Below are 17,300 nucleotides of genomic sequence, written 5' to 3' on the forward strand. Positions count from 1 at the left end.
TCGGTCGAGGTTGTGCCGCCAGCCGGTGGCCATTCCGCTCGGCTTCTTGGTTAGCCTGCAGGAATGACCGACGCCCCACGACCCGCCGCCTCGCCGGCGGAGTCGACGTCGGGGGACCCACGCGCCGACCGGGTCGCAGCGGCGGTCAAGACGTGGCAGCGCTCGCTCGTCGACCTCGGCGGGCGCAACACCCTGCTCTGGTACCGCGACCTGCCCTCCGGCACCCTTGACCTCACCACGGCCCACCCCGGCGGCGTCTCGATGCTCCTCGCCGGCCGCAGGACGCGCCTGTCCGACCTCATGCGTGAGCCCGCTGCGCTCGCGGAGGCCCGGCGACGCGCCCGGGCGATCCGTGCCAAGGCCCAGGAGCTCAAGGAGGAGCGCGGCATCGCCGCGGGCTTCCTCGCCATCGGCATGGCGACGTGGACCGTGGCCCGCGCACCGCGGCCCCCAGCGGCCCCCGTCCTGCTGTGGCCCCTCGAGCTGCGGCCGACCGGTCCGGCGCAGGACGACTTCGACATCGTCCTCGGGCCGGAGGTCGAGTTCAACCCGGTCCTCATCGAGTACCTGCGGTCCGAGCAGGCCATCGAGGTCGACGGCGAGGCGCTCGCCGACCTCGCCACCCGCGGCGACACCTTCGACCCCTATCCCGTCTACGCGGCCCTCCAGTCGGTGTGCAGCCAGGTGCCGGACCTCGCCATCGCACCCCGGCTCGTCGTGGGCACCTTCTCCTACGCCAAGCTGCCGATGGTCGCCGACCTGGCCCTGCAGGGCGCGTCCCTCGCCGACCACGACGTGGTCGCCGCGCTGGCCGGAGACGAGTCGGCCCTGGCGGCCGTGCGGCTGCGGGTGCCCGACGCCGGCCCCGAGCCTGACCCGGAGCACGAGCACCTCGTCCTCGACGCCGACTCGTCACAGCACGCGGCGATCGACGCGGTGCGGGCCGGCGCCCACCTCGTCATCAAGGGACCACCGGGCACGGGCAAGTCACAGACCATCGCCAATCTCATCGCCACGCTCGCGGCCGAGGGCAAGTCCACCCTCTTCGTCGCGGAGAAGCGCGCCGCCATCGACGCGGTCCTCGGGCGGCTCGACCGACTCGGCCTGGGCGACCTCGTCCTCGATGCCTACGACGGCATGACCAACCGCCGTGCAGCGGCCCAGCAGTTCGCCCGCACCCTGGAGTGGGCCGTGCGAGAGGACCGTGACGTGCCCGGTCTGGACGTGTCGGCTCCGGACGCCGGCGGTCCGGACATCCCGGTGTCGGTCCTCAGGGACCGGCGCGCCCGTCTGGTGGCGCACCTGCGGGCCATGCACGCCGTGCGTGACCCGTGGGGGGTCTCGGTGCACCAGGTGCAGGAGGCCCTGGCCGAGCTGGCCACCCGTCAGCCGTCCCCGACCTCTCGGATCCGGCTCAACGGGCCGACCCTGGCGAGCTTGGGGCGCGAGCGGATCCGTGACCTGGCCGGCCGCCTGCGCGACGCCGCCGGGCTGGGAGCCTGGTCCCAGGACGGGGACGACCCATGGTTCGGAGCCCGCATCCTGACCCCCGACGAAGCCGCCAAGGCGCTCGACATCACGACCCGCTACAGCACGACCGAGCTCGACGAGGCGGCCGCGCGGCTCGGCGCGATCCTCGGGGAGTCCCACGTGCCCGCCGCGGGATCCCTCGCCGACTGGCAGTCAGCCCTGGAGACGATGGCGGCCGTGCGGCACACGCTGGAGGTCTTCCGGCCCGAGGTCTTCGACGTCCCGCTCGACGAGCACATCGCTGCGACCGCGACCCGCGACTGGCGTGCCGAGCGTGGCATCGACATGGGCTGGCTGACCCGCTGGAAGGTGCGGCAGCAGGCCAGACGGCTGCTCCGTCCGGGCCGCCCACCGCAGGACCTGCACGGTGAGCTCGTCTCGGCCCGGGAGCAACGGCGGCAGTGGTTCTCGCTCGTCGGTGGCGGCGGTCGCCCCACCATCTCCCCGCGACTCGGCGAAGCCCTCGAGGTGCACGGCCGGCTCCTCGCGGACCTCCACTGGCTCGAGCAGCGACTGCCGGCGCAGGGGAGCCCCGCCGAAGGTCAGCAGCCGCTCACCGAGCTCTCGCTGGCCGACCTCCGCAGCCGGCTGGCGGCGCTCGCGGCCCGGCCCGACCGCGTCTCCGTCCTCCCGCACGTCACGACGGTCCTCGACGACCTCCGGGCCGCTGGGCTCGGGCCGCTCATCGACGACCTCAACGCCCGGGGGGTCTCTCCGGCCGCCGTGCCCGCCGAGGTCGACCTCGTCTGGTGGGCCTCCCTGGCCCAGGAGATCAGCCTGCGCGACCCGGCCTACGGCGCGCACGACGGTGAGGGGCTGCGTCGCATCGCCGACGAGTACGCCGCCGCCGACCGCGCCCACCTCCGGGCCACCGTGCCCCGGGTTCGCGAGGCGGTGGCCCGCAACATCCGCGAGGTGCTCGCCGACCACCCCGCCCAAGAGGCGCTCGTGCGGGCCGAGGCAGGCCGGGCCCGGCGTCACAAGCCTCTCCGCGAGCTGATGCCCGCGGCGTCCGCCGCGCTGACCGCGATCAAGCCGTGCTGGGCGATGAGCCCGCTCGTCGTGGCCTCCACCCTGCCCCCCGGCCGCTGGTTCGACGTCGTCATCTTCGACGAGGCCTCGCAGGTCCAGCCGGCCCAGGCGATCTCGGCGGTCTCCCGAGGACGGCAGGTCGTCGTCGCCGGCGACGAACGGCAGCTGCCGCCGACGAACTTCTTCACCGTGGTCTCCGACGACGAAGGGTCGTCCGAGCCGGAGGAGGAGGTCCTCACCGAGGGGTTCGAGTCGGTTCTCGACGTGCTCGCCGCAGCCCTGCCCACGCGGAAGCTCACCTGGCACTACCGGAGCCGCGACGAACGCCTCATCGCCTTCGCGAACGCGGCGGTCTATGCCGGTGGCCTCACGACCTTCCCGGGGACGGCGGTCGAGTCGGCGCTCACCTTCGAGCCCGTGGACGGCCAGGCCGTCGTGCAGCCCGGTGCGCAGAGCATCGAGTCCACCACGGCCGAGGTCGAGCGGGTGGTCAGCCTCGTCCTCGACCACGCCCGACGTCGGCCCACCGAGTCCCTCGGGGTGATCGCCCTCGGCATCAAGCACGCCGACCGACTCGAGGAAGCCATCACCGCCGCGCTGCGCGACGCCCCCGACGTCACGGCCTTCTTCGGTCCCGATCGGGACGAGCACTTCTTCGTCAAGAACCTCGAGCGGGTCCAGGGCGACGAGCGGGACGCCATCATCCTCTCGATCGGCTACGGCAAGACCCCCCACGGGCGGGTGCTGCACCGGTTCGGCCCCCTCAACATCGAGGGCGGCGAGCGCCGGCTCAACGTGGCCATCACCCGGGCGCGCACCCGGATGACCGTCGTGTCCGCGCTGCGAGCGTCCGACCTCGACCCGTCGCGGCTCAAGGCCCAGGGGGCGGTCATGTTGCGCGACTTCCTCGCCTACGCCGAGTCGAAGGGAGCCTCCCTGCCCAGCACCGCGGCTCCGGCGCGGGAGCCCGCTCGCGACGCACTGCGGCACGACCTCGCCGTGCGGCTGCGCCGCGAGGGGTTCGTCGTGCACGAGGACTACGGCACGGCCGACCAGCGCATCGACCTCGCGATCGAGGACCCCTACCACCGCGGCCGCGTCCTCGTCGCGGTCGAGACGGACGGACGGCGCTACGCCGCCATGCGCAGCACCCGTGACCGGGACCGGCTGCGTCCCGAGCAGCTGACCCGGCTGGGCTGGGTGCACCTGCGGGTCTGGACCACGGACGTGTTCCGGGACCCCGCCCGCGAGATGTCCCGCATCGTGCGCGTGGCCCGCGACGACCGCCGCCCGCCCGTGAGTCCGGAGGCCACGCAGGCCGAGCCGCAGGGGAGCGCGCACAGCGAGGGCTCCGTTCTGGCGACACCGACCGAGGGCCCCGACGCCGGCCGGAAGGTCCCTGAGGGGTCTGCGGGCGGGCAGAACGGGTCAGCTGCCCAGGCCGAGCACGAGGCGGTCCCGGGTCGTCGTCGGCGGCGACGGGTCTTTCGGAAGGGCACGGCGGAGTCGTCCACCGACGAGCCGGCCGGCGGCGAGTCGTCGGCTGGGGACGTGTCGTCCAGCGACGGGCTGGCGGGCGTCGCGTACGGGCCGACCCGGGACGACACGGACCGTGGCTGGGGCGAGGCTGCGGACGTCACAGCGCGTGACCAGTGGCTCCGGGAGCAACGGCCACCGCACTACGAGTAGCCACCCCGGGGTCGAACACCCGCCCGGTCCGGACCCGTCGGCCTCCGGAATGTCGCGGGCGGATCCGGCGTTCTGGACGGCATGAACGCCACCTCGACGCCCTTCAGCCTGCGCTATGCCTGGGCCCGGGGCCTCTTCGAGCGCGGAGACCATCTCGCAGCGGCCGCGGCCTTCGCCGAGCTGCTGGCCGAGGTCGAGTCCGCCGAGTCCGCCGAGGCTGTCGCGGCCGATGGCGAGCAGCCCGTTCTGCATTCGACGACTGACCTGCGCACCTACCTGGCCCGCGCGTACTTCCATTCGGCGCAGTTCGGGCGCGCCGAGGAGGTCGTGCGCGGGCTCATCGAGGAGTCACCCACCGACGGGTACGCGCACCTGCTGCTCGGCCGGACGCTCCAGCGAGCCGGTCGGCACGCGGAGGCCGCGCGGCCCTTGGCGCTGGCCGAGATCCTCGGGGACTACGAGCGCCCGAAGGCCTACGGCGGCCCGGACGAGTAGCCATCTGCACCCCCAACCACATCGAGAGAGCAGTTCGTGACGGTACGTCGCGAACTGCTCTCTCGATCAGGTGTTGGGCTCCGCGGAGAGTTCACACCGCGGATGGAGATCAGCGAACGCGCAGGGCGTCGCGGATCTCGGTGAGCAGGATGACCTCCTCGGACGGAGCCTCAGGCTCCGGCTCCTCGCCGCGCTTGCGGCGCTCAGCCAGCCTGTTCATCGGAACGACCACCAACAGGTAGACGGCGAACGCCACGATGATGAACCCGATCAGCTGCGTGAGGAACCCGCCCACGGACACCCCGCCGGGGTTCCACTGGGAGAAGTTCGGTGTCCCGCCAACCAGGCCGATGAGATCCATGATGATGACGACGAACGCCTCTACCACCTTCGCGAACGCCGTGCCGATGACGACGGCAACCGCGAGGTCGACGACGTTTCCACGCATGAGGAAGTCCTTGAAGCCCTTGACCATGGGCAGTCCCTTCAGTTCCAAATGCCTCCTGGTGGAGGCCTGTCGACTCGCCAACCTAGCCAGTGCGGGACGGAAACGGACGCAGGCACGTCATCCATTTCCGCAGTTTGTGCAACTTTCATCTCGCTGGCTGTCGATGGAGGCCGTTCTCATGGCTCGGGACGCACCGCCACGGCGAAGCTCTCACCAGCACTGAGCGTGCTCAGGTGGGTGGCGAGCAGTCTGGCCTCCGCGGCTGACACGGCGACCGTGATCCCCGGGTCGGCACCGTCTCCCCAAGGAACCTGAGTCGTCATGGGGCTGGCAGCCGCCTGCTTGCCCTGGCTGTCCGCTCCGGAGCCCGAGGCGTTGCCGGCCGGCCCGCCGAGCACGGCGAGCACCTGCGCGCCGGCGACCACCTGCTCACCGCTTCCCGTCGCATAGAGGTCCACGCGCCCGCCGGCCTCGACGCCCGTCAGCGCGATGTCCATGACCGGCACGGTCATGGCGGCTCGATCATCGGAACGACCGGCGAGCAGACCCGCTCCGGCGAGCCGTTCGCCCGTGAGCATCCCCCGGGCCTCGATCGGTGCCGCCGCCCGGCGGCCCACGACTGCCGCGATGTCGGCTGCGGCCGACTCCGGGCGGTGCTCCACCGGGCGGTTCTCGACGTGCACATCGGAAGCTGAGATGACCGCGCCTGCCGCAATCGCCCGGACGGCCACGACGGTCGGCAGGCCGGCGTCGGTCGCCGCCGGCCGCAGAGCCGACACCCCGAGCGCGACTGCCGAACCGGCCAGACCGGCGGCGCCCCAGCGACGCAGGCGGGCCCGGCGCGCTCGCTGCAGCCGCGAGCCGGGCAGGGCCCGCCGCGTCGAGACTCCAGCCGTCGAGGGTCCAGCCGGTGAGAGTCCAGCCGGTGAGGCTGACGGCGCCGAGGGTCTCGGCGAGCGGGTGCGGCCGTGGTGACGCAGGCCCACCATCAGGGCAGGGGGAAGGGCAGCGTGATCCCGTCGAGGGCGCGACGGCAGACGCAGGTGGCCGTCTCGTCGTCCTCATGGGCCGGCAGCTGTCCGACGGCGTCACGAAGGACGCCCTTGAGACCTTCGACGTTCTGCGCGAAGACCCGCATCACCTCCTCGTGGGTGACCGGGTCGCCACCCTCGACCCCGGCATCGAGGTCGGTGACCAGGGCGATGGTCGTGAAGCACAGGGCCAGCTCTCGCGCGAGGGCTGCCTCGGGCATCGTGGTCATCCCGACGATGTCCCACCCCAGCTGCTGGTGCATGAGGGACTCCGCTCGCGTCGAGAACCGCGGACCGTTGACCACGACGAGGGTGCCGCCCGCCACGACGTCGAGCTGCGAGACGCGAGCCGCATCCACGGCCACCTGCCGTCCGTTCGGGCAGTAGGGATCGGCGAAGCCGACGTGCACGACCTCGCCCTCCGCGTCGTAGACGGTCTGGGGCCGACCCCACGTCCGGTCGACGAGCTGGTCGGGGACGACGAGGGTGCCGGGGCCGTGCTCCGGCCGCAGCGACCCGACTGCGCAGGGCGACAGGATCTGCCGCACCCCGATGGCGCGAAGGGCCCAGAGGTTGGCTCGGTAGTTGACCCGGTGCGGCGCGTGTCGGTGGTCCTTCCCGTGGCGGGTCATGAAGGCGACGGAGCGTCCCTCGACCTCACCGACGACCAGCGGGTCACTCGGGCTGCCGAACGGCGTGCTGACCTCGACCGTCTCGTAGTCATCGAGGAAGTCGTAGAGCCCGGAGCCGCCGATGACTCCGATCTCGGCTGTGATGTCTGACGGTGTGAGCACGGTCTGCGAGGTCATGTCGGCAGCCTAGGACCGCATCGAGTCCGCGTCCGGACTGCCCCGGGAGCTGGGGACAAGGGGAGCGAGGGGGGAGGGGATGTGGATGGACCATCCCGCCCGGCGGGCCGATGTGATCGATCCGAGGTGTGGACCGGTCGATCACATCGTCAGGGGAGGTGGGCCGAGCCAGGGTCAGGATGCTTTACCGGGGCCGGACGACGAGCCACCCGACGACCCGGACGCGCCACCCGAGGACCCGGACGAGCCGCCCGAGGACCCGGACGAGCCGCCCGAGGACCCGGACGAGCCACCAGAGGACCCGGACGAGCCACCAGAGGACCCGGACGAGCCACCCGAGGACCCGGACGAGCCACCCGAGGACCCGGACGTGCCCGACCCCGACGACGAGGAGGCGGCGGAATCGGACCCAGCCGAAGCCCCCGCGGCCGCCTTGTCCTTCGAGTCGCCCTTGGCCCCGGACGCGCCGCCACTCGAGCGGGAGTCGGTCTTGTAGAAGCCGGAGCCCTTGAAGGAGATGCCGACCGGGTGGATCACCTTGCGGAGCCGGCCGTGGGCGCATTCGGGGCAGTCCGTCAGCGGGTCGTCGGTGAAGGACTGACGGATGTCGAAGGAATGGCCGCACTCGGTGCAGGCGTAGGTGTACGTGGGCACGGGATACCTCAGGGCTGGCGGCGGGGATGCCCGCCAAGTCTACGGCCGTGCTCGGTGGCCGTTGTCGCCCAGCCGGCGAGGCGCCCCTGGTGGCTGAGGGCCAGGATCCGCTGCTCGGTCGCCTTGCGAGCGTTCGACGGCGTCACGATGAGCAGCTGGTCGCCGTGGCGGATCGTCGTGTACTGCTCGGGCACGAAGCTCTCACCGGCCCGCACGACGAGGGTCACCATGGCTCCCTTGGGCAGCCGCAGCTCGAAGACGGCCACACCGTGCAGTCTCGACTCCGCACCGACGTTGACCGTGAGGACGTCGGCACCGATCTCGACGAGGGGCGTGCTCTCGAGGGCCACGTCGACGGAGTGGACCTGCTCGGTGAGGCCGAGGCGCTTCGCCACCCAGGGCAGGGGCGGGGCCTGGACGATGGTGAAGACGACGACGAGGACGAAGACGAGGTCGAAGATCCAGCCGGTGTTCGGGGTCCCGGCGACGAGTGGCACGGTGGCCAGCACGACGGGCACGGCACCGCGGAGCCCCGCCCAGGAGAGGAAGGCCATGTCGCGCCACGGCATTCGGAACCAGACGGTCGAGGCGACGACGGACAGGGGCCGCGCGACGAGAAGCAGCACCAGGCCGATGGTGACGGCGTTGCCGAGCTGCGCATCGAGGCGGAACGGGTCGGCGAGCAGGCCCAGCATGACGAAGAGCCCGATCTGCGCGATCCAGCCGAGCGCCGTCGCGAAGCTCTGGAACGAGGCGCGGTTGGGCAGGCCCATGTTCCCGAGGACGAGGGCCGCGAGGTACGTCGCGAGGAAGCCGGAGACGTGGAGGGCGGCGCCGACGGCGTAGGCCAGCACGGTGAGGGTGACGACCCCGATCGAGAAGAGCGCCGACGACCCCCCGGCGACCCGCCGGAGCCCGGCACCGCCCACGTAGCCCACGACCACACCGACGACGGCTCCGCCGGCGAGCTCGACGAGGACCATCGCGAGGAGCATCCACCACGGTTCCGGCTCGGCCCCGGGCAGGCCCTGAGCGGAGAGAGCCACGACGAGGAGGACGACGGGGGCGTCGTTGAAGCCGGCCTCGGCTTCGAGCATGCCGCTCAGTCGGCGGGGGATGGGGACGTGGCGGAGCACGGCGAAGACCGCGGCGGCATCGGTGGAGGCGAGGATCGCGCCGAGGAGCAGCGAGATCGTCCACGACAGGTCGAGGAAGGTGTGCGCGACGACGGCGACGACGAGCACCGAGACGACGACGCCGATGGTGGAGAGCAGCGCGGCGGGCGCGACGGACCGCCGGATGTTGCTCCACTTCGTCGAGAGCCCACCCTCGGCGAGGATGAGCACGAGGGCGGCGTAGCCGAGCACCCTGGTGGTCGAGGCGTCGGAGAACTGGATCCCGACGCCGCCGTTGCCGAGGGCGAGTCCGATCCCGAGGTAGATGAGCAGCGACGGCATCCCGGATCCCGTCGAGAGCCGCACGGCGGCGACGGCCACGAGGAGGACGAGGGAGCCGATGAGGAGCACGCGCGTCAGGTCGTCGAGGGTCATCCCCGACGTGACGGACGTGAGCGCGGCCACGGGCTGCTCCTGAGGTTGCGGTGGCTCCCCATCAAACCACCCGTATGCCGCTGGGCTCGTTGTCGTCCAAGGGGCCCGGTCGGCGCCTCCCGCAGTCCACCGGGTCGTGGCCTAGGCTCTTGGCGTGCCCCGAGCTCACCTCGCCCGCCGAATCGCGCTGTCGGTCGTCGTCCTGGTCATCGTCGCGCTCGTGGCGCTCACGATTCTCGCCGTCTCGACGGTGCGTCGACCCTTTCCCGAGACGACCGGGGAGCTTGAGGTCGAGGGACTGACCGGTCGGGTGACGGTCTCTCGCGACGCGCGGGGTGTGCCGACGATCACAGCCGACTCGGCCAACGACCTCTTCCGGGCCCAGGGCTACGTCAGTGCCCAGGACCGCTTCTTCGAGATGGACCTGCGTCGTCACATCACCGCCGGCCGACTGTCCGAGCTGGTCGGCGAGGGCGGCCTCGACACCGACCGGGTCATCCGCACGATGGGCTGGCGGCGGGTCGCCGAGCAGGAGCTGCCTCGTCTGGCGCCGGAGACCCGCCAGTACCTGCAGGCGTACGCCGACGGGGTCAACGCCTACCTCAAGCAGGCCGACTCACCTGCGGACCTCGCCCTCGAGTACCAGGTTCTCGACTGGAGCGTCCCCGGCTACCGGGTCGAGCCGTGGACGCCGGTGGACTCGCTCGCGTGGCTCAAGGCGATGGCCTGGGACCTCAAGGCCGACTACGAGGACGAGCTCGCCCGCGCCCGGCTCTCCCGGGGCGGTCGCACGTCGCAGAAACAGATCGAGCTGCTCTACCCGCCCTACCCGTTCGACCGCAACCAGCCGATCCTCTCCGAGCAGGACTGGCGCCCCGGGGCGGCCGCCAGCGACCAGCAGGCCGCCGCCGCGACACCGATGGCGCTGCTCAAGGGGGGCCAGGGCGCCTTCGACGCGACCGCCGCGGCCATGGCGGCGATCCCGGCCCTGATCGGCGAGGGCGACGGGGTGGGCTCGAACTCCTGGGTCGTCTCCGGCGACCGCACGACGACCGGAAAGCCCCTGCTCGCCAACGACCCTCACCTCTCCCTCGGCATCCCGAGCATCTGGACCCAGGTCAACCTCCAGTGCCGCACCGTGTCGGCGCAGTGCCCGTTCCAGGTCTCGGGGTTCTCGTTCTCCGGCCTTCCCGGCGTGGTCATCGGGCACAACGCCAAGGTGGCGTGGGGCTTCACCAACCTGGGCGCGGACGTGACCGACTTCTACCTCGAGCAGGTCAGCGGCGACACCTACCTGCGCGACGGCAACCAGGAGCCACTCGAGACCCGGCGCGAGACGATCAAGGTCGCCGGTGGCTCCGACGTCGAGATCCTCGTGCGCTCCACGGTGCACGGGCCGATCCTCTCTGATGCGGTGCCGGCCATCGCGGAGAGCGGGGACCAGACCGCCGTGCGTGGGGTGGCCCAGTCGAACCGTTACGCGGTCTCCCTGGCCTGGACGGCGCTGACCCCGACACGCACCGCCGACGCCATCTTCGCGCTCAACACCGCGACCGGTTGGGACGACTTCCGGTCCGCCGCTGCGCTCTTCGCCGTGCCCGCCCAGAACCTCGTCTACGCCGACACCGACGGTCACATCGGCTATCAGACCCCCGGGCTCTTCCCGGTGCGGCGGTCTGCGACGCCGGGTGCGGTGCCGGGGTCCTGGCCGTCGCCCGGCTGGGACAGCCAGTGGGACTGGCGCGGCTTCGTCGACTTCGAGGAACTGCCCTACGTCCTCGACCCCCAGGAGGGGTTCATCGTCACGGCGAACCAGGCCGTGACGGCGAGCCAGAAGCCGTTCCTCACCGGAGTGTGGGACTACGGCTTCCGCGCCGAGCGGATCCGCACTCTGCTGGCCGGGTCCGCGAAGGTGTCGCCCGAGCGGATGGTCCAGATCCAGGGCGACACCCGCAACGCCTTCGCCCCCGTCCTCGTCGAGCACCTGCTCGGCGTCGAGGTCGACGACTTCACCGCCCAGGCCCAGCTGCTGCTGCGCGACTGGGACGGCAACCAGCCCGCGGACAAGACCCGCGACTCGGCCTCGGCGGCCTACTACAACGCCGTGTGGAAGCACCTGCTCGAGTACACCTTCGACGAGCTCCCGCCCGACATGGCCGCGTCAGGTGGGACCCGCTGGATGATCGTGCTCGAGCAGCTGCTCAAGGACCCGAAGAACGCCTGGTGGGACGACAAGACGACCCCGGGGGTCACCGAGGGGTCGGGTGAGATCCTCAAGCGCGCGCTGGTGGACGCTCGCCTCGACCTGGCTCGCAAGCTCGGCAAGGTCCCGGCGACGTGGCGTTGGGGCCGGCTCCACCAGCTGAACCTCGAGCACCGCGTGCTCGGCACCGAGTCGGTGCCCGGGGTGATCCGGGACGTCTTCAACCGGGGCGGCATCGAGCTCGGCGGCGGCAACGGCATCGTCAACGCCACCAGCTGGGACGCCTCGAGCTCCGGCTACGAGGTGACGGCGGGACCCTCCATGCGGATGGTCGTCGACCTCTCCGACCTGGACAGGTCCCTGTGGGTCAACGCGACGGGACAGTCGGGCCACGCGTACAACTCGCACTACGCCGACCAGATCGACGCCTGGGCGGCCAACGAGCCGTTCCCGTGGCCGTTCACCGCCCGCGCAGTGGCGGCCGCACAGGACAGCGAGCTGACGCTGGTCCCGCCCGGTCAGCCGACCGGCTGAGGGTCCCGCCCCTCAGAGGGTCAGACCGTCAGCCCGCCCGGTGCGCGGGGCTCGAGTCGGCTGCAGTCCGGACGACCCGACCGCTCGTGGTGACGTAGCCGTCGACGGGCGAGTCGTGCGCCTCGCGCGGCAGGTCCGTGTCGCGCTGCTCTCCCTCGTGCAGCAGCGTGATGACCGGCGTCCCCGGGTCGCGGTGCCGCAGGGCCCGGTCGTAGCACCCGCCACCCTGTCCCAGCCGCGTGCCCCGGCGGTCGACGGTCAGCCCGGGCGTCACGACGAGATCGCAGGTGGACAGCGCGCCGGGCCCCAGCCAGCGCCGGCCGTCCCCGGAGGGGGGAGTGTCCTTCGGGAGGCGCGCGACGGTGCCGCGGTCGCCGATGGTGCCCTCAGCGGCATACGTCCACTCGAGCGAGAAGTCGTCGAGCACGATGGGCACGATGACCTCATGACCGGCCGCGAGGAGGGCCGCGATGAGCGGCGCGGTGGGCGGCTCGTCGGGCAACGACTCGTACACCGCGACACGGACCTGGTCCTCCGCTCGCTCGGGGAGGAACCGCAGCACGGCCTCGGCGATCGCGGAGCCCGCCGCCGAGCCATCGCTGGCCGCGGCGAGCTCGGCCCGCCGGCGTCGAGCAGCCTGGCGGATCTCCCGTTTGGTGGGCAGCGGCTGGTCAGGCGACGGCTGCTGCGACATCGCGGCTCCTCTCGTCCTGCTCCCGGGCGCGCACCGGGTCCATCGTAAGGTGAGCCCATGAGTGACCAGGGGTTGGCCCGCGCCGTCGAACGGATGCGCGGGCGAGGGATGGGACCCGAGGCCATCACGGTCTTCGAGCACTACTACCGTCAGCTCGAGGAGGGGGCGCAGGGCACGATCCCCGAGGACACCATCGAGCCGCTCCGGGACATCCAGGCCCTCGGCGAGGTGGAGGTCTCGGACGAGGACGCCCGCCGGGCGCTGAGCCAGACCGCGGTGATCAAGCTCAACGGTGGGCTCGGCACGAGCATGGGGATGAGCGGCGCCAAGTCGGCGCTCGAGGTCAAGGACGGACTGACCTTCCTCGACATCATCGCCCAGCAGGTGCTCTCGCTCCGCGAGCAGTGGGGGGTCGAGCTGCCCCTCATCCTGATGAACTCGTTCCGGACCTCGGAGCAGTCGCTCGACATCCTCGCCACCTACCCGGACCTCCCCGTCGACGGGCTCCCGCTCGACTTCATCCAGAGCGCCGAGCCGAAGCTCCTCGCCGACTCCCTCGACCCGGTCGACTGGCCTCCGGACCGCGAGCTCGAGTGGTGCCCGCCCGGCCACGGCGACATCTACGTCTCCCTCGTCACGTCCGGCGTGCTCGACAGCCTGCTGGCCAAGGGGATCCGCTACGCGTTCATCTCCAACTCGGACAACCTCGGCGCCACCTGCGACCCCGACGTGGCGGCGTGGATGGTCGAGCACGGGCTGCCCTTCGTCGCCGAGGTGTGCACCCGCACGAAGAGCGACCGCAAGGGCGGGCACCTCGCGACTCGCAGGTCCGACGGCCGCCTCATCCTCCGTGACACGGCGATGGTGGCCGAGGGCGAGGAGCGGTTCTTCGCCGACACCAAGCGCCACGACACGTTCAACGCCAACAACATCTGGGTCGACCTGTCCGTCCTGCGCGACCGGATGGCCGAGCGGGCCGGTTTCCTCGGCCTGCCCATCATCATCAACCGCAAGACGGTCGACCCGGCCGACCCCACGTCGCCCGAGGTCGTCCAGCTCGAGTCCGCGATGGGTGCCGCGATCGAGGTGTTCGAGGGGTCCGAGGCGCTGCTCGTGCCGCGCACGCGGTTCCGGCCGGTCAAGACGACCAACGACCTGCTCGTCGTCCGCTCGGACTACTTCGTGCTCGACGAGAGCTACCACCTCCTCGCGGTGGGGGAGGGCCCCGAGCCGTTCGTCGACCTCGACTCGGCCTACCGGCTCGTGGACGGCTTCGAGAAGCGCTTCCCCTTCGGGGTCCCGTCGATGGTCGAGTGCACCAGCCTGCGCGTCATCGGCGACCCGGTCTTCGGGCGCGATGTCCGCTGCGTCGGCGACGTCCTCGTCGACGGGCTGAGGAGGGTGCGCGACCACGCGGTCCTCGAGGGCCCGGTCGCGGGCGAGACCGCGGCGGAGGGGCGCCCTGCGGCGCGGGCTCAGGGTGTCGCCGACCTGCGGACCGTCGACCAGCACCTCCGCGCGATCCTGTCGACCCTGGAGCCGGCCGCGACGGCGAGCGTGCCGCTCACCGAGGCGCTCGGGCTCGTCGTCGCGAGGGACGTCCGGTCCCGGGTCAGCCTGCCGCCCTTCGACAACTCGTCGATGGACGGCTATGCGGTCCGGGCCCGGTCCCTCGACGGGGCCGACGCGACGCCGGTGTCGTTGCGGATCGTCGGTGAGGTGGCCGCTGGGGCCAACCCGACCTTCTCGGTGGGCCCCGGCGAGGCCGCCCGCATCATGACGGGCGCGCCGATCCCGACCGGCGCCGACGCGGTCATCGCCGTGGAGGACACCGACGGCGCGGCCGAGGGCCCGGTCCTCTGTCGGGCGGTCGTCGCCCCGGGCCGGTACATCCGACCGCGTGGCGAGGACGTCTCCGAAGGTGCCGTCGTCGTGTCGGCCGGCGACGTCGTCGGGCCGCGGACGATCGCCCTGCTCGCCGCCTGCGGCCACGCGACGGTCGAGGTGCACCGGCGGCCGCACGTCGTCATCCTGTCGACCGGCGCGGAGCTCGTCCCGCCGGGCGAGCCCCTCCAGCCGGGCCAGATCCACGACTCCAACTCGACGATGCTCTGGGCGGCCGCGATCTCCGCGGGTGCCTCGGCCGAGATCCGCGGAACCGTCGGCGACACTGACGCCGAGCTGCTCGTCGCCCTCGACGAGGTCGTGGCCGGCGCGGACGTCGTGGTCACGAGCGGTGGGGTCTCGATGGGCGCCTACGACGTGGTCAAGAGCGCGCTCGCCGACCGCGGCGTGGACTTCGTCAGGGTGGCGATGCAGCCGGGCAAGCCACAGGGCTTCGGCTACCTCACGGGCCCGGTTGGTCGTCGCGTGCCGCTGTTCGCGCTGCCGGGCAACCCGGTCTCCTCGTTCGTCTCGTTCGAGGTCTTCGTCCGGCCGGCGCTGCGCCGTCTGATGCGCCTCACGCCGGAGAAGCGCCGGGTCCGCAGCGCCACGCTCACCTCAGGACTGCGCTCGCCCGAGGGGCGGCGGCAGTTCGGCCGCGCCGTCGTGTCGCGCAACTCCGAGGGTGCGCTGATGTGCACGCCGGTCGCGGGGCAGGGCTCGCACTTCGTCGCCGACCTGTCCCGGGCCAACGCGCTGTTCATCGTCCCGGAGGAGACCGCGGACCTCGTCGCCGGTGAGCGCGTCGACGTCATCATCCTCGACGACTGAGGTCGGCTCAGGCGCACTCTTCCCGTATGCCGCTGAGCTCCTCCCGCTCCCCCCTCCCTCCCAGCCCTCCCGCCCTGACGCGTCTCGGCCGTCCGCGTGGCGGATGGCGGGCCGGCCGCCGAGGGGGCCGGGCCGTCGCGGACGGGCGGTGGCATGATGACCCGGTGCCTGATGAGACTGCTGCCGCCGGCTCCGCACCGGCCGCCGAGCCCGGCCGGCTGACCCACGTGCGGTCGGACGGCACCGCGCACATGGTCGACGTGTCGGCCAAGGCCGTCACCACGCGCGAGGCGAGCGCCGCGGGCCGCGTGCTGCTCAGCGCAGACGCCGTCTCGGCGCTCCGCTCCGGTGTCGTGCCGAAGGGCGACGCGCTCGCGGTCGCCCGAATCGCCGGGATCCAGGCGGTCAAGCGGACCCCCGAGCTGATCCCACTGGCCCACCCGATCGCGGTCCACGGTGTCGAGGTGGACCTCGCGGTCGCCGACGACGGTGTCGACATCGTCGCCACCGTGCGGACGGCGGACCGGACCGGGATCGAGATGGAGGCCCTCACGGCGGTGACCGTGGCGGCGCTCGCGCTCATCGACATGGTCAAGGCGGTGGACAAGCACGGCCGGATCACCGACGTCCGGGTCACGGCGAAGTCAGGAGGAAGATCGGGTGACTGGCATGAGTGAGGCGACGGAGACCGGTCACGCCACGGAGAGCGACCAGGCGAGCGACCCCCTGGAGCAGGACCTGGTCGGCCTCGGACGCAGGGCCGTCGTCATCACCTCGTCGACCCGGGCCGCCGCGGGGGTCTACCCCGACCGGTCCGGCCCCGTCATCGTCGACCGGGTGCAGTCCTGGGGCTTCAGCGTCGGGGCCCCGATCGTCGTTGCTGACGGTGACGAGTTCGGACTCGCCCTTCGCGACGTGCTCGCCTCCGAGCCGGACCTCGTCATCACGACCGGCGGCACGGGCCTCACTCCCACCGACGTGACCCCCGAACAGACGTTGCCCCTGCTCGACCGGCTCGTCCCCGGCATCGCGGAGGGGATGCGGGCGGCAGGCGTCGCGAAGGGGGTCCGCACCGCGATGCTGTCGCGCGGGCTCGTGGGGATCTCCGGTCCGTCGCTGGTCGTCAACCTGCCCGGTTCGCGGGGCGGGGTGAACGACGGGCTCGACGTGCTCGAGCCCATCATGGGGCACGTGCTCCAGCAGCTGGCCGGCGGAGACCACTGAGTCACGGGTCGGATCGCCGCGCACGAGGACCGGAGGGAGCAAGCCGTGAGAGCACCGTGGCGACGCGAGCCGCAGCTCGCCCCGTGGCCGGTCGTGCTGCACGACCGTACTGCCTGGCCTGAGGTCGTCCTGCGGCCGCTGCGGCTCGAGGACGAGGACGAGTGGCACCACCTGCGCCGCGAGAACGCCGACCACGTGCGACCGTGGGAGCCGACGCTTCCGCCGGGGGTGACGACGAGGCTTCCGGTGTCGTACCGGCAGTTCGTCTCCGACCTCGACCGTGAGGCCGCCGCGGACCGGGCCATGCCGTGGTGCATCGAGGTGGGGGGTCGGATCGTCGGCCAGGTCCACCTCTTCGGCATCGTCCGGGCCGCCCAGCAGTCCGCTGCCGCGGGCTACTGGCTGGCCGAGTCCGAGTCCGGTCAGGGCATCGCCACCCGAGCCCTCGCCATGGCGATCGACCACGCGCTGGGCCCCGCCGGGCTCCATCGCGTCGAGGTCAACATCCGGCTCGACAACGACCGGTCCCTGGCGCTCGTGCGTCGGCTCCGACTCCGCGAGGAAGGCGTCCGGGAGCGGTATCTGCACATCGACGGGTCGTGGCGCGACCACCTCAGTTTTGCCGTGACGGCCGAAGAGGTCGAGAGGGCAGGTCTGGCGTCACGGTTGTCACACTTGTAACTTCCGCCACT

The 17,300-nt window shown here is 72.1% G+C and carries 13 protein-coding genes and 1 pseudogene; 8 read left to right on the forward strand and 6 right to left on the reverse strand.

Annotation, left to right across the window (positions count from 1 at the left end; all coding sequences use genetic code 11):
- The first annotated feature begins 63 nt into the window (after positions 1–63).
- Both INTCA_RS04435 and INTCA_RS04440 read left to right on the forward strand, forming a co-directional pair.
- Positions 64–4,251 (forward strand): AAA domain-containing protein, encoded by a 4,188-nt coding sequence (locus INTCA_RS04435; protein WP_013491727.1) that lies wholly within the window; start codon positions 64–66, stop codon positions 4,249–4,251.
- 81 nt (positions 4,252–4,332) lie between these two features.
- Positions 4,333–4,746 carry a tetratricopeptide repeat protein gene (locus tag INTCA_RS04440; protein WP_013491728.1) on the forward strand — a complete coding sequence of 138 codons (414 nt, stop codon included), beginning with the start codon at positions 4,333–4,335 and terminating at the stop codon, positions 4,744–4,746.
- A 109-nt stretch (positions 4,747–4,855) separates the two neighbouring features.
- Here the strand turns inward: INTCA_RS04440 and mscL are convergent, their stop codons facing one another.
- The 3 genes from mscL to INTCA_RS04455 all read right to left on the reverse strand — a co-directional run bounded on the left by mscL (position 4,856) and on the right by INTCA_RS04455 (position 7,034).
- A complete protein-coding gene (gene mscL / locus INTCA_RS04445) occupies positions 4,856–5,221 on the reverse strand; it encodes a large conductance mechanosensitive channel protein MscL (protein ID WP_013491729.1) in 366 nt (121 codons plus the stop codon).
- A 149-nt stretch (positions 5,222–5,370) separates the two neighbouring features.
- Positions 5,371–6,183, reverse strand: a complete 813-nt coding sequence (locus tag INTCA_RS18565) for an SAF domain-containing protein (protein ID WP_013491730.1) — start codon at positions 6,181–6,183, stop codon at positions 5,371–5,373.
- A complete protein-coding gene (locus tag INTCA_RS04455; RefSeq protein ID WP_013491731.1) occupies positions 6,183–7,034 on the reverse strand; it encodes an S-methyl-5'-thioadenosine phosphorylase in 852 nt (283 codons plus the stop codon). Before INTCA_RS04455 ends, INTCA_RS18565 begins: the two co-directional genes overlap by 1 nt.
- 85 nt (positions 7,035–7,119) lie before the next feature.
- On the opposite strand from INTCA_RS04455, the gene INTCA_RS20540 reads away from it, so the two are divergent.
- Positions 7,120–7,530 carry a hypothetical protein gene (locus INTCA_RS20540; protein ID WP_342341447.1) on the forward strand — a complete coding sequence of 137 codons (411 nt, stop codon included), beginning with the start codon at positions 7,120–7,122 and terminating at the stop codon, positions 7,528–7,530.
- 14 nt (positions 7,531–7,544) lie between these two features.
- On the opposite strand, the pseudogene INTCA_RS20545 reads toward INTCA_RS20540, so the two are convergent.
- Both INTCA_RS20545 and INTCA_RS04465 read right to left on the reverse strand, forming a co-directional pair.
- A pseudogene (locus tag INTCA_RS20545) lies at positions 7,545–7,688 on the reverse strand (FmdB family zinc ribbon protein); the annotation flags it as partial.
- 8 nt (positions 7,689–7,696) lie between these two features.
- The gene (locus INTCA_RS04465) at positions 7,697–9,268 is read right to left on the reverse strand and encodes a potassium/proton antiporter (protein ID WP_013491733.1); all 1,572 of its coding nucleotides are present in this window, start codon (positions 9,266–9,268) and stop codon (positions 7,697–7,699) included.
- A gap of 124 nt (positions 9,269–9,392) precedes the next feature.
- Here INTCA_RS04465 and INTCA_RS04470 point away from each other — a divergent pair, with 124 nt between their 5' ends.
- Entirely contained in the window at positions 9,393–11,975 is a 2,583-nt protein-coding gene (locus tag INTCA_RS04470) for a penicillin acylase family protein (protein WP_013491734.1), read from the forward strand.
- A 28-nt stretch (positions 11,976–12,003) separates the two neighbouring features.
- Here INTCA_RS04470 and INTCA_RS04475 read toward each other — a convergent pair whose 3' ends face one another.
- Positions 12,004–12,669, reverse strand: coding sequence for a 5-formyltetrahydrofolate cyclo-ligase (locus tag INTCA_RS04475; protein ID WP_013491735.1), 666 nt, complete (start codon positions 12,667–12,669; stop codon positions 12,004–12,006).
- A gap of 57 nt (positions 12,670–12,726) precedes the next feature.
- Between INTCA_RS04475 and INTCA_RS20550 the strand changes: the two genes are divergently transcribed.
- The 4 genes from INTCA_RS20550 (at position 12,727) to INTCA_RS04495 (ending at position 17,289) form a co-directional block, all read left to right on the forward strand.
- Positions 12,727–15,384, forward strand: coding sequence for a UTP--glucose-1-phosphate uridylyltransferase (locus tag INTCA_RS20550; RefSeq protein ID WP_013491736.1), 2,658 nt, complete (start codon positions 12,727–12,729; stop codon positions 15,382–15,384).
- Between the two features lie 164 nt (positions 15,385–15,548).
- Positions 15,549–16,061 (forward strand): cyclic pyranopterin monophosphate synthase MoaC, encoded by a 513-nt coding sequence (moaC, locus tag INTCA_RS04485; RefSeq protein ID WP_013491737.1) that lies wholly within the window; start codon positions 15,549–15,551, stop codon positions 16,059–16,061.
- Entirely contained in the window at positions 16,045–16,608 is a 564-nt protein-coding gene (locus INTCA_RS04490) for a MogA/MoaB family molybdenum cofactor biosynthesis protein (protein WP_013491738.1), read from the forward strand. Before moaC ends, INTCA_RS04490 begins: the two co-directional genes overlap by 17 nt.
- A 45-nt stretch (positions 16,609–16,653) precedes the next feature.
- Positions 16,654–17,289 carry a GNAT family N-acetyltransferase gene (locus tag INTCA_RS04495; protein ID WP_013491739.1) on the forward strand — a complete coding sequence of 212 codons (636 nt, stop codon included), beginning with the start codon at positions 16,654–16,656 and terminating at the stop codon, positions 17,287–17,289.
- The last annotated feature ends 11 nt before the right edge of the window (positions 17,290–17,300 follow it).

The sequence above is a fragment of the Intrasporangium calvum DSM 43043 genome (assembly GCF_000184685.1).
GTDB classification, from domain to species: Bacteria; Actinomycetota; Actinomycetes; order Actinomycetales; family Dermatophilaceae; genus Intrasporangium; species Intrasporangium calvum.